Annotated in this window: 15 protein-coding genes; 9 read left to right on the top strand and 6 right to left on the bottom strand. The window is 49.3% G+C overall.

The window, feature by feature from the left end:
* Positions 1-76 precede the first annotated feature (76 nt).
* Positions 77-385 carry an IscA/HesB family protein gene (locus FMS18_RS20665; RefSeq protein WP_239061016.1) on the top strand — a complete coding sequence of 103 codons (309 nt, stop codon included), beginning with the start codon at positions 77-79 and terminating at the stop codon, positions 383-385.
* 191 nt (positions 386-576) lie between these two features.
* Positions 577-1470 (top strand): hypothetical protein, encoded by an 894-nt coding sequence (locus FMS18_RS21045; RefSeq protein WP_163294336.1) that lies wholly within the window; start codon positions 577-579, stop codon positions 1468-1470.
* Between the two features lie 13 nt (positions 1471-1483).
* On the opposite strand, the gene FMS18_RS10690 is transcribed toward FMS18_RS21045, so the two are convergent.
* Together FMS18_RS10690 and FMS18_RS10695 are read right to left on the bottom strand one after the other, a co-directional pair.
* Positions 1484-2239, bottom strand: coding sequence for an ABC transporter substrate-binding protein (locus FMS18_RS10690; RefSeq protein WP_163294338.1), 756 nt, complete (start codon positions 2237-2239; stop codon positions 1484-1486).
* A 161-nt stretch (positions 2240-2400) separates the two neighbouring features.
* Positions 2401-3060: a CBS domain-containing protein gene (locus FMS18_RS10695; RefSeq protein ID WP_163294793.1), complete on the bottom strand. Its 660-nt coding sequence runs from the start codon at positions 3058-3060 to the stop codon at positions 2401-2403.
* Positions 3061-3416: 356 nt separating this feature from the next.
* On the opposite strand from FMS18_RS10695, the gene FMS18_RS10700 reads away from it, so the two are divergent.
* The 7 genes from FMS18_RS10700 to FMS18_RS10730 all read left to right on the top strand — a co-directional run bounded on the left by FMS18_RS10700 (position 3417) and on the right by FMS18_RS10730 (position 9142).
* A complete protein-coding gene (locus FMS18_RS10700) occupies positions 3417-3767 on the top strand; it encodes a hydrogenase maturation nickel metallochaperone HypA (protein ID WP_163294340.1) in 351 nt (116 codons plus the stop codon).
* A gap of 15 nt (positions 3768-3782) precedes the next feature.
* On the top strand, positions 3783-4439 hold the full coding sequence (gene hypB, locus FMS18_RS10705; RefSeq protein ID WP_163294342.1) for a hydrogenase nickel incorporation protein HypB: 657 nt from the start codon (positions 3783-3785) through the stop codon (positions 4437-4439).
* Positions 4440-4671: 232 nt separating this feature from the next.
* Positions 4672-6006, top strand: a complete 1335-nt coding sequence (locus FMS18_RS10710; protein ID WP_163294344.1) for a sigma-54-dependent Fis family transcriptional regulator — start codon at positions 4672-4674, stop codon at positions 6004-6006.
* A gap of 132 nt (positions 6007-6138) precedes the next feature.
* Positions 6139-6609 carry a NifB/NifX family molybdenum-iron cluster-binding protein gene (locus FMS18_RS10715; RefSeq protein WP_163294346.1) on the top strand — a complete coding sequence of 157 codons (471 nt, stop codon included), beginning with the start codon at positions 6139-6141 and terminating at the stop codon, positions 6607-6609.
* 1 nt (position 6610) lies between these two features.
* Positions 6611-6970 carry a NifB/NifX family molybdenum-iron cluster-binding protein gene (locus tag FMS18_RS10720; RefSeq protein ID WP_163294348.1) on the top strand — a complete coding sequence of 120 codons (360 nt, stop codon included), beginning with the start codon at positions 6611-6613 and terminating at the stop codon, positions 6968-6970.
* A gap of 194 nt (positions 6971-7164) precedes the next feature.
* Entirely contained in the window at positions 7165-8418 is a 1254-nt protein-coding gene (locus tag FMS18_RS10725; RefSeq protein ID WP_163294350.1) for an iron-sulfur cluster carrier protein MrpORP, read from the top strand.
* 133 nt (positions 8419-8551) lie between these two features.
* Complete coding sequence (locus tag FMS18_RS10730) at positions 8552-9142, top strand: flavodoxin family protein (protein ID WP_163294352.1); 591 nt, start codon at positions 8552-8554, stop codon at positions 9140-9142.
* Here FMS18_RS10730 and FMS18_RS10735 read toward each other — a convergent pair.
* From FMS18_RS10735 to mutL, 4 genes are all read right to left on the bottom strand, one after another.
* On the bottom strand, positions 9126-10274 hold the full coding sequence (locus FMS18_RS10735; RefSeq protein ID WP_163294354.1) for an ABC transporter substrate-binding protein: 1149 nt from the start codon (positions 10272-10274) through the stop codon (positions 9126-9128). The genes FMS18_RS10730 and FMS18_RS10735 overlap by 17 nt on opposite strands.
* A gap of 77 nt (positions 10275-10351) precedes the next feature.
* A complete protein-coding gene (locus FMS18_RS10740) occupies positions 10352-10540 on the bottom strand; it encodes a hypothetical protein (protein ID WP_136673534.1) in 189 nt (62 codons plus the stop codon).
* Between the two features lie 18 nt (positions 10541-10558).
* Complete coding sequence (alr, locus tag FMS18_RS10745) at positions 10559-11683, bottom strand: alanine racemase (protein ID WP_163294356.1); 1125 nt, start codon at positions 11681-11683, stop codon at positions 10559-10561.
* A 29-nt stretch (positions 11684-11712) separates the two neighbouring features.
* On the bottom strand, positions 11713-13602 hold the full coding sequence (gene mutL / locus FMS18_RS10750) for a DNA mismatch repair endonuclease MutL (RefSeq protein ID WP_163294358.1): 1890 nt from the start codon (positions 13600-13602) through the stop codon (positions 11713-11715).
* Between the last annotated feature and the right edge of the window lie 124 nt (positions 13603-13726).

The following is a 13726-nucleotide window of genomic DNA, read 5'->3' on the forward strand; positions in this document are numbered from 1 at the left end:
AAGGTCAACTGGGACCAATTGACAAAAACTGATAGACAACTTAGTTTGGATAGACAAATCCTATGAGGAGGAAAAAATGGTTGAAATTACCGAAGCTGCGCAAAAACAGCTTGAAAACTATTTTGCAGATAAAGACAGGACCCCTATCCGCATCTACCTTGCCACTGGTGGCTGAGCTGGCCCCAGGCTGGCATTGGCTCTGGATGAGTCAAAAGATAACGATGAAAGTTTTGAAGTGGAAGGTTTCACCTTCCTGCTTGATAAAGACCTTAACGAACAGGGCAGCCCCTTCCGCGTTGACCTCAGCTACACTGGTTTCGTAATTGATTCCAAGATTGAGCTCGGCGGCGGCGAATGCGGCTCCTGCTCTGGAAGCTGCGGTTAATTAGCCGCACAGGAAAAGACTAAACCTTTTCCTGATCGCGTTGACCTGACAGTTCAAGCCTTTTCAGGCTTTTTAAGACCGTCTCTTCGGAGGCGGTCTTTTTTATGACCCATTCTTAACAATACTTGCTTTGCATACGGGCAATCCCTGTGTAAACTGAAAACACCTTGACTAAATAAGTGGAGTTTTATGTGAGGAAACGGGAAAAGATTCAGGGGATTTTTTCAGCAAAAACAAAATCTGTCATCGGCACAGGAACGACTAAACAAAAAACAGTACAAACCACATATTGGTACGCAGAAGAACAGGACAGCGGAGTCCTGCAAGTTCAAGCCCTCAATACCAACTATATTCCCACCGGCCCGCAGGCCGCAGTGGAGATGGATATGTTTTTGAGTTCGTACCACCCCGAACCGGAAATATATGTGGAAAAAGTCATTCCCAATACAAAAAAGCTGGAAAAATCCATATCACTAGGCGAAAGTCACCGGGCCAAAGGCGAAAGCTACAGTGCCGAATATGAATTCAACAAAGCCATGAGCCTTGATGAACTGAACGTGCGCGTCAATTTCGGACTGGGGCTGACCTACCTTGACCGGGGAGAAGTGGATAGAGCTGACAATATCTTCAGAAGACTGGTCTGCCTTGATTCCAGCTATGAGCCGCAGCACAAACATCTGTTCAATGAATTCGGGATATCTCTGCGCAAAAACGGCATGCTTCAGCAGGCCCTTGAATACTACCTGAAAGCTACGGAACTGGTTGAAAAAGACGAAAACCTGCATCTGAACATAGCCCGAGCCCACTTTGAACTTGGTGACCTCAAACCCTGTCTTGAACACCTCCGGCAGGCATTGCGACTTAACAAAAAGCTGGAAGAAGCATGTCTCTTTCTGAACTTCCTTAAGGGTAAAGGTTTTATCGAGGAATGCACTCTGGATCAGGTAATTGCAAAAACAGCTGACGATAAAAATGTTTTGGACTCCCTGCTCAAAAACAGTCTTGCCTCTGAAAACAGCCACTCCAAAAAAAAATCGGCAACAGAAGCTGCTACCGATTTTGCGGTTGAAGACCTGAACTTTTAACGACAAAGGAAAATCATTCTTTGCACTGCTCAATCCATTTATCCTGAATCTCTCCAATAGTGCCCCGATCCTTCAGCACGGTAAAAGCATCCTGCCAAATTCTGAGATTTCCCGGATCAGTATTCTTTGAAAATGCAAGATAAAGCTTAACACTACGAAAAGTAAAAATCGGAATTGCTCTTTTGCGCAATTCTTCATTAGAAGCAAGAAATCCCGGCACACCGATATTTGATGTAGCCACCAGCTCAACCCTGCCCCGCAAAAGTTTTTTGAAATTTGTATCCTGAGAATCCATGACTTCAAGATTAGTAAAACCTTTGCTCTTCAAAAACTGCGCCCGAGCATCATTGCGATAAACCCCAATGCCGGAAACCTTTTTTGCATCTTCCAATGTCTTAACTTCATCCTTCATTCCCTTCAAACCATAAAAGACCCACTTGTAGCAGGCGATGGGCCCCACCCAGTGAAACTTGCTCTCACGTTCCTTTGTTCTGGCTGTAGAAAAAAGTAATATATCAGATTGATTAAGAAGATATCTATATCCCCGTGCCCAAGGCATAACTTCAATGGACGTATCGCAACCGATTTCTCTTTTTAATGCTTCGACAATTTCTACCCCGAAACCGGTGATCCGACCTTGATCCTCAATAGTTGAGGGATGACTGATTTCAGTGATTATCCTAAGTTCACAATCCTTTGCCAACCCGGAACCTGCCGGGAGTAAAAGACTCAGAACCAAAGTTAAAAAAAACAAATAACGTTTTACCATGAAAAGCCTACCCCTTTCCTAATTTGGACAACGCAACAAGCAGTTCTTACACTATACCCCGATTAAACCCCAAAAACAATAAGACAAAAAAAAACGGAAGCAGTTTGATCCTGCTTCCGGCTTAAAATTTTCCGGCTGCGGCCGGATTTTTTTTGGAAAACTTATTTATTGGTCCATTCAGCCATGAAATCTTCAGGACCGACCACCTTATACCCACGTTCCTGAAGTGCTGCCACAATGAGGGAAGCATCTTCGGTATCCACCCGCACGACAACCATTCTACGGTTGTTATGGTGAAAAAGTCCGGTACTGATGATGTTGTACTTCATGTTGGAAATGATCCCGGCCACTTCATAAAGCACCCCGGTACGCTCCTCAACATCAACAACAATACGGGTACCGCCCTGCTTAAGGCCCATTTCCTCAACAAGAAGCTCCAACATCTTATTGCGATTAATGTAACCGATGAGCTTCTTATTCTCATCAACAACAGCAAGGCCGGAAAGGTTCATCTCAAACATGAGGTCGGCAGCGGCCTCAATTTCGGTTTCCGGAGGAATCATGGTGATATTCTTGCGAACCACTTCACGCACGGTGATCTTGCTCAGCAGGTAGCTGAGTTCGTGCTTATCAAGTGAATTGATAACTGAAGGCAAAGCCGCACGGACATCCTCCTTGGTGACATAGCCCACGAGGTCTTCCCCGTCTTTCACAAGAAGCATCCACAACTGATTGTCTTCCAGAATTTTGTCCGCTTCCTTGACCAGAGTATCCGGGGTTACGGTCACAAAGTCCTTGAGCATTTTCAGTCCCACATACATCTGCATGTCCTCCAGAGTCCGGAAAGTGTCCGGTGCGTAAAAAAGTTTAGTTATTCAGGGGATCAAACAAATAAAATCCGACTACGTGAAAGCAGCCGAATCTCCCATTGATATGAACCCGTGAAATGCCGCCGGACATGACGGCAAGATAAAACACCTCCTCCACATACCCAAGCTTTCATCCACTTGCAAGACATGCCCGCATTTACGTGTGTTTTTTATATTATCACAACCACCATAAAAAGCACTCCATCATTAGGATGAGGTCAAACTATTATTAACCGTGTTACAAAACTTACAGATTTATACGCCAAAGCACCTTGCCCCTGATAATTTTTTGAGTTAGTCCAAATCCCATGCACGAAATGTCAATAGCGCAAAGTATACTTGCAATCATTGAAGAGGAAATGGAAAAGCAACCCGGCGCCACCCTCAATAAAATTGTGGTTGGTAACGGCGCGCTTGCGGGAGTAGTCTCCGATGCTCTCACTTTCGGCTGGGAAGCGGTTACCGTGGGAACATCCCTTGAAGGCTCAGTCCTTGAAGTGAATGAGATTCCCATCAAAGTCCGCTGCGGCGAATGCAAACATGAATTTTTACCCGAAGACAAGTTGTACATGGCCTGCCCTGAATGCGGTTTGGAGATAGGCCATGAAGTACTTCAGGGCAAGGAATTGCAGATCGAAAGCATCGAGATTGACGATTAACTTAAGGAGTTAGCAATGGGTGAAATCCCTGTGGTACGCAATATTCTGGAAGCAAACGACAGAATTGCCGATGAACTGAATCAATTTTTCAATGAGAAAAACATCCTCTGCCTCAACCTGATGAGCTCACCCGGGTCCGGTAAAACCAGCCTGCTGGAAAAGACCCTCGCGGACCTCAAAGGTGAATTCAAGATGGCGGTCATTGAAGGTGACCTCCAGACCGACAACGATGCACGCCGTGTTGCCGCCACCGGTGCACAGGCTGTTCAGATTAACACTGAAGGCGGATGTCACCTCAACTCCAGCCAGGTTAAGGAAGCTCTTTCTCTCATCGATATTGAAGGACTCGATATCCTTTTCGTTGAGAATGTGGGGAACCTCGTATGTCCCGCCGAATTCAATGTCGGCGAAGACCACAAGATTACCCTGCTGACCGTAACTGAGGGCGACGACAAACCTGAAAAATATCCCCTCATGTTCCACATTTCATCTGTGATGATCCTGAACAAAATCGACCTCCTGCCCTACGTGGATTTCGATCTTGAAAAGGCCAAGCAGCATGCGCGCAAGCTCAATGCCGACATCGACCTCTTCCCCCTGTCCTGCCGCACCCGCGAAGGACTGGAAGACTGGTACGACTGGCTCCGCAAAGCCCGCGCTACTAAGAAGTAATAATTGCCTCCGGCGGCCCTGCCGGGGGCCTTAAACCCTTTTTGTAAAAAGGGTTTAAGAATCCCAAAAACTTTTAACAGTTTTAAATTGGGTAGCTACGAAAACTTTCCCTTTAAAATGACGCTTTGTATTAGCAGAGCGAAGCTTATCAAAAGGTTTTGAAAAGGGGAGTCCAGAGGGGAAAAACTTTTGCAAAAGTTTTTCCCCTCTGGCCGCCGGAGGCAAATAAATCATGAAATTCCCTAGTAACCTACCGTGTTCGGCTGTTCTTGACTCTTTAGCAGACGGAGTATTTACGGTAGACCGGGACTGGAACATCACTTTCTTCAACGAGGCAGCCAGCCGGATCACCGGAGTGGATGCTGAAGAAGCGGTGGGCTCCAAATGCTGGGACGTCTTTCACTCCAGCCTCTGCGACGGCGACTGCGCCCTGCGGGCCTGCATGAAAGATTGCGGTCGCATCTCCAACAAATCCATATTTTTCATCCACGCAGACGGACGCAAGGTTCCGGTTTCCATCAGTGCCGCGCCACTTGTTGACGGCGATGGTAACCTCATCGGCGGCGTGGAAAGCTTCCGCGACCTGACTGATATCCAGATGATCCGCCGCGAGGTGGAGGAGTCATGGCGCTTTGAAGATATCATCGGCAAAAGTACCCAGCTTGGAAAAGTCTTCTCCATCCTGCCGCAAGTCAGCAAAAGTGAGGCAACCGTTCTGCTGCTGGGCGAATCCGGTACCGGTAAAGAACTTTTTGCCCGCGCCATTCACAACCTCAGTGAGCGCAGTCAAGGCCCGTTTGTAGCTGTAAACTGCGGAGCACTGCCCGACAACCTGCTCGAATCCGAGCTTTTCGGATACAAGGCAGGGGCATTCACCGATGCCCGCAAAGACAAGGCCGGACGGTTTGAACTGGCCGCAGGCGGCACTATTTTTCTGGATGAAATCGGGGATATGCCCGCCAAACTACAGGTCAAACTGCTGCGCGTGTTGCAGGAAAAGACCTTTGAGCCTCTGGGCGCGGTACAAAGCGTAAAGGCCAATGTACGTATTGTGGCCGCCACAAATAAAAATCTGGTAGAACTGGTGGAAGAAGGAAGTTTCCGGCAGGATCTTTACTACCGCCTCAATGTAGTTACCCTCAAACTTCCTGCACTCAAAGAACGGGTCGAAGATATTCCGCTTCTTATCAATCACTTCGTCAACAGACTTAATGCCCTGCAAGGCAAAGATATCGACGGTATTTCCGAAGACACCCTGCACATCCTCATGCGTCACCCCTTCCCCGGCAACGTACGGGAACTGGAAAACATCCTTGAATTCGCCTTTATCCTCTGCCCCTCGGGTTTCATTCAGGTAGAACACCTGCCTGAATATTTACAGCCCCAGTCCAAAGAAACCGCCCCCCACGAAGATACGCCCCTGACCATGGACGAAATAAAATGCATTGCCGTACACCGCGCCCTTGACCGCAACAACGGTAAAAAAATGGCTACCTGCCGCGAACTGGGAATTTCCAAAGACACCCTGCGCCGCACCATCGCCCGCTGCAAAGAAGTGGGCGCATAACTAGTCCTACCCTTCTGCTTTTCGGCTAAATATGAGCCAAAGCCAACTGCCGACACGCACACACAAATCACCCAACACCCTGTTATAGTTGTCATTTATATCTATGGCACAGACTATGCCTTATAGCTGTCCATGAGAGGAAACGAAGGACGCACAAATAATTCTACGCTGCTTTGTTTGGCTTGTTATGAAGACAGGCTGGCCTCTGTATTTGATAATGCCCCGGACCTTAAATTGTTCAGGGTGGAAGACAATAAAATTTGCCCCGCAGGTTACCTATCCCTTCCCTCAAAAGACCCAAAGGACAGGACATCCGCCATTATGACCTGCGGGGCAACATTTTTAATATGCGGTGCAATCTGCGGTTGCACCATGAATGAACTGGAACAGGCCGGAGTCAGGGTTATTCCGTGGATCACGGGAATGACAGACCAGGTACTCGCGGCCTATCAACAGAACTGTCTGGAAAATCATGTCATGCCCGGATGCCGCGGCAGGGGCAGATGCGGACAGGGGAACAGGGGCTTCAGGGCCAGAAAAACCGCGCAGGAAGCAATGCATCCTAACGGACCGACCCTGAACTCAGCGCAAAGGAGTAAATAATATGAAAATCGCCATCAGCTGTCAGGGCAACGATCTCAACGGTGATATCGACCCTCGTTTCGGTCGCGCAAAAGGCTTTCTGGTCTGTGATACCGACGCTGACACTCAGGAATACATAGACAACACCCAGAACCTGAATGCCGCTCAAGGTGCCGGAATCCAGTCCGCCCAGAACGTGGCTGCCACAGGTGCCACTGCGGTCATCACCGGCCATGTAGGCCCCAAGGCCTTCACCGCCCTTGATAAGGGTTCCATCAAAATCTACCTCATCGGTGGCGGAACTGTTGCCGAAGCTCTGGCCTCATTCAAGGACGGCAAGCTTGAAGCAGCCGAGGACGCAGACAAACCGGGCCACTGGTAATATTTTTTGCATCCTGTTCAGTCATGCCTCTTCTCCTCTCCCTTGCTCTGCGGGCATGACTGAACCATCCCAGCCATTGACAAGTCAGGTTCACGTCTTAGTTTACCATGAAATGTCTACTGTAACAGATTGAAAAAATCTGTTTTTTTTATAATGACAACCCCCTCTGCCAGTGAGGGGCAGGAGATTGATATATGAGCGATCACGCATGCGGAAGCTGCTCTTCCTCCGGATCAGGATGTTCTTCTCAGGGCTGTGCACCTGAAGACATGAAACTGAAAAAAGCCCTTTCCAGAATCAAACACAAAATCGTGGTTATTTCCGGTAAAGGCGGCGTAGGTAAAAGTACTGTGGCAACCAACATTGCTGTAGCCCTTTCCCTTGCCGGGAAACAGGTCGGTCTGCTTGATGTTGACGTACACGGCCCCAGTGTCCCCCGGTTGCTCAGCCTTGAAGACCAAAAGCCGCATATCGGCCATGAAATAATTGAGCCTATCTCCTGGTCCAGCAATCTCTGGGTTATGTCCCTCGGCTTTATGCTGCCCAGTAAAGACGATCCGGTCATCTGGCGCGGCCCGGTAAAAATCGGCCTGATCAAGCAGTTCGTGCAGGATGTTGCCTGGAACGACCTTGATTTCCTCGTTGTTGACTGCCCTCCCGGAACCGGTGACGAACCCCTTTCCGCATTGCAGACCCTCGGTCAGGACGCCCATGCTGTTATCGTAACCACCCCTCAGGGCGTGGCTGTTGACGATGTGCGCCGCTCTGTAAACTTCTGCAAACAGGTCGGCAACCCTGTTCTCGGTATTGTTGAGAACATGAGCGGTTTCGTCTGCCCTGACTGCGGCAATGTACATAATATTTTCAATTCCGGTGGCGGTGAAGAACTTGCCAAAGAAACCGGAGTAAACTTCCTCGGTCGCGTTCCTCTTGATCCTGAAGTAGGACGTTCCGGCGATGAAGGTTACCCCATCATCCGTACTGATCACGAAAGTGCAACAGGACAGGCTCTGAACACCATCATCAAACCCATGCTGAATCTCACCGAGACTTTACAGGAAAACAATGAGATGCCTAAACCTGAAGAATTTGAAGTCAAAAACGGCATGATGAGAATTGCGGTTCCCGTTGCAGCAGGCAAACTCTGCATGCATTTCGGCCATTGCGAACAATTCGCTCTCATGGATATTGATATTGCGACCAAAGGTATTGTAGCCACCAATATGGAAACTCCCCCGCCCCATGAGCCCGGCGTACTTCCCAAGTGGATCGCCGATCAGGGCGTACAGCTGGTACTGGCTGGCGGCATGGGTTCACGGGCACAGTCCCTGTTCACTGACGCCGGCGTTAAAGTCATTGTCGGCTCCCCTGCTGAAGCCCCTGAAAACGTGGTTTCCAGCTACCTCGCAGGTACCCTCCAGACAGGATCGAATACCTGCGACCACTAAAAGCCATAAGTACATCTACCGTACATATCTCGAACCGAAACAGCCTGCGCTAATCCCGCAGGCTGTTTTGCATTTCTAAAGAGTATATGCGATTGTTCCATCTCTAATATTTACTAGAAATGAGGAACAGCACATGATCTTAGGTATTGAAGGCAGCCCCCGCAAAAAAGGAAATTCCCACAAAATGTTGCAGGCTATTCTTGGCGGAGCATCCCAGCAGGGAATCCCCGGCAACGAAGTGCATTTGCGGGACCTTAAATATGATCCCTGCGTGGGCTGCGAAATCTGCCGTAAAGAAAAAGCATGCCGCCGTTTTGAAGATGACATGACTGATCTTTATCCTGAGATTGAGGAATCAAAGGGGCTGGTGCTCATCTCCCCGGTCCATAACTACAACGTCACCGCATGGATGAAAGCATTCATAGACCGCTTGTACTGCTACTACAATTTTGAGGATACCCGTCCGCGGGCATGGTCCAGCAGACTTGCCGGACAGGGCCGCAAGGCAGTAATCGGAGCCATTGCCGAGCAGGAAGATAAAAAGGATATGGGCTTCACCATTGAAGCCATGCGCCTGCCTCTTGAGGCTTTAGGCTATGAAATAGTGGAAGAACTTCCGGTGCTGCGACTCTTTGACCGGGGCATCATCGCCGAGCATCAGGAAATCATGGAACGGGCGCAAAACGCAGGCATCAAACTGGCAAAGGCTATTTCAGATCAATAATATCCTGCACCGCGATATGCCCGTCGCGGAAGGTGGAGATGATCACGTCTTTATCCGGATCACCGTTGTTGTTGTAATCAAATGTTCCGGTGACCCCATGAAAGGGTGGCATATCCACCAAAGCATCGTGAATTGCCACAGGATCAGCGATTCCGGCGATTTTTGCACCGGCAAAAAGGCTCATCACCGCATCATAGGTCAAGGCTTCGAGCTCGCTGGGATCGACCCCGTTCTTTTTCTTGTAGTCCTTTTCAAATTCAGCCCCGCCTTCGATGGGCAACCCCGGAATCCAGTGGTCGGTATAGTAACTGTTTTTGAAAAGCGAGTTACGTTGCAGCTCAATAGGGTCCCATGAATCTCCGCCCATGAGAATGCCTTTAAACCCAAGTCTACGGGCCTGAGCAACCTGTAATTGCACCTTCTTGGTATTATTGGGCAGGAAAAGAATCTTCGCTCCGGATTCAATTATTTCCTTCAACTGGGTTGAGTAATCACGCTGTCCTGCTGCATAGTTTTGAAAGGAAACAACCTTCCCTCCGCCTTTTAAATAGTCTTCCTTGAAAAAACGGGCCAGTTCCGCACTGTAAGGACTGGAAGAGGCAAAAAGCACTCCCACATCCTTTTGGCCCAGATCATTTTTAGCAAACAGGGCCAGAGCTTCACCCTGCACAGTATTTGTGTATGAAACACGGAAAGAATATTTAAATGAAGTAAGTTTATTGGTTCCCGCAACAGGGGTGATGAAAGGAACTTTATATTCCTCACACACCTTAGCCACAGCCAGAGCGACCTTACTTCCGGCTGCGCCAACAATAGCTGAGACTTTGTCTTTCTCAATCAAACGGAGAGCGGCCTTAGCTGCTATCTCGGAATCGCCGTTGCTGTCCGCAGGAAAAAGCTTAACCTTATACTCCTGCCCGGCTAATTCCAGCCCCCCGGACTTATTGATCTTGTCAGCAGCGTAACGTGCTGCGCGAATGATGTAATTCCCTTTTCTGAACAGTTCTCCGCTTGTAACCGCAACAACCCCGACCTTGAATTCTCCGGAAGTTTTTTTATCCGAGCACCCTGCGCAAAGACAAAGGACGAAAACAAAGACAAAGAAGACCGGAATAAATCTGTATATTTTCATGAAAAACTCCGATTTACAGTTACATCCGAATTAAAAAAACAAAAGGCGGCCTATGTAGACCGCCTTTTACTACACAGCTAAATACCAGCCATGCAGTTGTAAAGTTCTTCGCTCACTTCAATACGGACAATGCCGTCTTCGATGTAAACGCGAATGTTGTTTTCAGGAATCAGGGCCATATCCATGGCGACTTCCACCCATTTACTCCTGAGCTCTGCCGGATCAACATCCTTAAGCGGATGACTCTCTGCTACTTTCCAAGACATTTTTATATCTCCCGTTTTCTATTTTTTATATGTCCTCGGATTCATCCCCAGAAGACAAAAAATTTCATACGTGATGGTCTGCCACCATCCCGCTAGATCCTCTGCACTGATTCGGCCTTCGCCTTCCCCGCCCAGCAGGTAGGCAGTGTCGCCGAACTTCACAGCATCAATGTGGCTCACATCAACAATGCAAAGCTGCATGCAGACCCGGCCCAAAATATTAGCCCGCTTACCGTGGATACAAACCTGTCCGGCATTGGAAAGCCCGCGGCTGTAACCGTCGGCATATCCGGCGCAGACAATGGCGACTGTCATGTCCCGCTCTGCGGTATAGGTGCAGCCGTAGCTGATGGCCTGCCCCTTTTTAAGCTCCCGCACAGCCGCAATTTTTGTACGTACCTGCATGACAGCCTTTAAATCACGACCGCACTCGCTCCACTCAGTGCCCAACAGGGGATTGGAACCGTACAGTGCGATCCCTCCGCGCTGGGCGGAATAATGAACCTGATCATGAACCAGAATCCCGGCGGAGTTGGCAAGTGAGGCTTCAAGCTCGTACCCGGCCTCGGAAAGTCTTTTCAAAATATTTGAAAAAGTCTCCGCCTGCGCGGACATGTATCCCTCGTAAGCCGGATCATCAGAAGTAGCAAGGTGCGAACTTGCCAGAACCGGATGGATCTCGGGGTTAATTTTCAACCATTCAATCAACTTATCCAGTTCATGAACACTGAATCCAAGCCGGGACATGCCGGTATCAAATTTGAGGCTGACATCAACCTTGCGCCCCTGCGCCGCAACAACTCCGGCCAGCATTTCAAGCTGCTCAAATTCACCGCAAAATGGTATAATTCCACTTTGCGAAGCATTGAAACAATCTTCCTCATTGAGTGGCCCAAGCAAGGAAATTATGCGCTTGGAGCAACCGCTTTTCCGCAGTTGCATGCCCTCGCCCACTGTGCCCACAGCAAAAGTATCCGCACCCTCTTCTTCAAGGGCGCGGGCCACTTCAATCAGCCCATGCCCATAAGCATCAGCCTTGACTACACCATAAACCCTGCTCCCCTTTTCACAGAGCAGGCGGTAATTATGGCGGACGGCATTTAGATCTACTTCAACTTCAAGTGCATTATATCCGATAGTCATGAGGAAGCTCCGATGAGATTGCGAGACAGCTACTTACGTTTAAAAAGTTTTTCCATTTCCAGTGCGGACCAGCTGACCAGAACAGGTCTGCCATGGGGGCAGTATTCCCGCTGAGGGCATTTTACCCATGCTTCAAGCAGCGAAAGAGCCTCATCAACTGCGAGGGACAGGTTGGCTTTAATAGCAGACTTGCAGGAAAGCATTATCCAAAGATCATCAAGTGTTTTGGCCTGCCCGTCCACAGCTGCTTTTAAGTACTCCCTTGCTTCCCCGGTTTCAAGTCCTGGGGGTATTCCGCGCATGGAAAGAGTCTGCCCGGATTCCAGTTCGAGCATAAACCCGGCGGCCTGCAAGTCCTCCCACATTTCCTGCACTCGCTGCACTTCACTGGGATGGAGGGCAATATCGATAGGTAAGGCAAGAGGACGGGACTCCCCGCGGGTTCGCAGGGATTTCATATTCTCATAAATAACTCGTTCATGGGCCGCATGCTGATCCAGCAAACCAAGGGAGCCGTTAGGCAGCTTTAGCACCAGATAAGTATCAACCACCTGTCCGAGATATTCAATGCGTGATCCCGGCACAAATACCGGACCCGCTGCAAATGGTTCATGCTGATTCTGTTCCGCTGCCTGAACCTCCTGCGCGGTGTAATCCATGGGCCGCTCGTGAACCATATCCGGTTCCGGGCGATGTTCAGCCATAGAAGAAGTAAAATCTGTTTTGACAAAGCTTGCAGCCGCTTCCGGCTCATCATCCATAGCCGTGAAATCGGTATTTTTAAACTCGTTCCAGCTGGAAAATTTAGCAGCAGGTTCGATGGGCAGAGACACGCTTTCCGATAACTTCTTTTCTCGCAAGACCGGCCGGACCGGCATTTCAGACTGTCTTTCAAAATGGCTATCGCCTTCCACAATCCCCAGTTCATAACGGGATAAAGCCTGCCCGATTCCATTACGGATAATGCTGAAAACAGAACTTTCCTCCTGAAAACGCACCTCCATCTTAGCCGGATGCACATTCACATCCACCAGTTCCGGAGGCAATTCCAGAAAAAGCACCGCCTGCGGATATTCACGAGAAATCAAACGCCCCTTGTAAGCCCCGCGAATGGCACTGAGCAGAAGCTTATCCTGCACCGGGCGGCCATTGACGAACATAACAATGCGGTCACCACGTCCTTGAGCCAATCCGGGAATACCCGCGCAGCCGTGGACCTTCATGTCCCCGGCCTCGTGGGAAAATTCCAGCAGGGATTCGCAGATATTACGCGGCCAAAAGACAGCCAGACGTTCGGGCAGAGTTTGTCCGGCAGGAAGCCTGAACTGTTCCCGGCCATTGGAGGTAAAAGAGAATCCGGCCCCCACATTGGCAAGTGCGACCTTAAAGAGAACCTGATTGCAACGGCGGGCTTCGGTATTCTCCGTTTTCAGAAATTTCAGCCGGGCCGGGACATTAAAAAACAGGTCACGCACTTCAACCGAAGTCCCGCTAGGAATAGCTGCCGGACCTTCATCCGCCACATCCCCGCCTTCAACATGAATGAACCAGCCTTCGTCCGCGCCTTTGCGGCAGGAACTCATTTTAAACCTCGAGACTGAGGCAATACTGGGCAGGGCCTCTCCCCGGAATCCGAAACTGGTAATGGCTGCAAGGTCATCCACATTGGAAATTTTGCTGGTGGCATGACGGGTAACGGCCAATTTCAACTGATCAGCAGCAACCCCGTGACCGTTGTCTTTGACAGCAATAAAGCCCTGTCCACCACGCTCGACAACAACATCAACCTGCGTGCTGCCCGCATCAATGGAATTTTCAACCAGTTCCTTAACCACACTGGAAGGCCGCTCCACAACCTCCCCCGCTGCAATCTGGTTACGCAGGGAAGTTGGAAGGACATGAATTTCAGGAGTACTCATAATGATATATCTATACGGTATTTTTATTTAACTTTAAAACATGTGTTAACTACTGCCCAGAATACAATAAGCAAGGCCCCCCGTCTACACGTCAGTAGTCGGAGGGCCCAGTAACTTTTCTCAA

Origin of the sequence: Desulfovibrio sp. JC022, assembly GCF_010470665.1 — a bacterium.
In the GTDB taxonomy this organism is placed as follows: domain Bacteria; phylum Desulfobacterota; class Desulfovibrionia; order Desulfovibrionales; family Desulfovibrionaceae; genus Maridesulfovibrio.

Coding starts and splice junctions, on each gene's coding strand:
- mutL (WP_163294358.1), bottom strand. CDS start 13,602: ATGAGTACTCCTGAAATTCATGTCCTTCCAACTTCCCTGCGTAACCAG.
- FMS18_RS10730 (WP_163294352.1), top strand. CDS start 8,552: ATGATCTTAGGTATTGAAGGCAGCCCCCGCAAAAAAGGAAATTCCCAC.
- FMS18_RS10725 (WP_163294350.1), top strand. CDS start 7,165: ATGAGCGATCACGCATGCGGAAGCTGCTCTTCCTCCGGATCAGGATGT.
- FMS18_RS10735 (WP_163294354.1), bottom strand. CDS start 10,274: ATGAAAATATACAGATTTATTCCGGTCTTCTTTGTCTTTGTTTTCGTC.
- FMS18_RS10715 (WP_163294346.1), top strand. CDS start 6,139: ATGAGAGGAAACGAAGGACGCACAAATAATTCTACGCTGCTTTGTTTG.
- hypB (WP_163294342.1), top strand. CDS start 3,783: ATGGGTGAAATCCCTGTGGTACGCAATATTCTGGAAGCAAACGACAGA.
- FMS18_RS10740 (WP_136673534.1), bottom strand. CDS start 10,540: ATGTCTTGGAAAGTAGCAGAGAGTCATCCGCTTAAGGATGTTGATCCG.
- alr (WP_163294356.1), bottom strand. CDS start 11,683: ATGACTATCGGATATAATGCACTTGAAGTTGAAGTAGATCTAAATGCC.
- FMS18_RS10720 (WP_163294348.1), top strand. CDS start 6,611: ATGAAAATCGCCATCAGCTGTCAGGGCAACGATCTCAACGGTGATATC.
- FMS18_RS10710 (WP_163294344.1), top strand. CDS start 4,672: ATGAAATTCCCTAGTAACCTACCGTGTTCGGCTGTTCTTGACTCTTTA.
- FMS18_RS10700 (WP_163294340.1), top strand. CDS start 3,417: ATGCACGAAATGTCAATAGCGCAAAGTATACTTGCAATCATTGAAGAG.
- FMS18_RS10690 (WP_163294338.1), bottom strand. CDS start 2,239: ATGGTAAAACGTTATTTGTTTTTTTTAACTTTGGTTCTGAGTCTTTTA.
- FMS18_RS10695 (WP_163294793.1), bottom strand. CDS start 3,060: ATGTATGTGGGACTGAAAATGCTCAAGGACTTTGTGACCGTAACCCCG.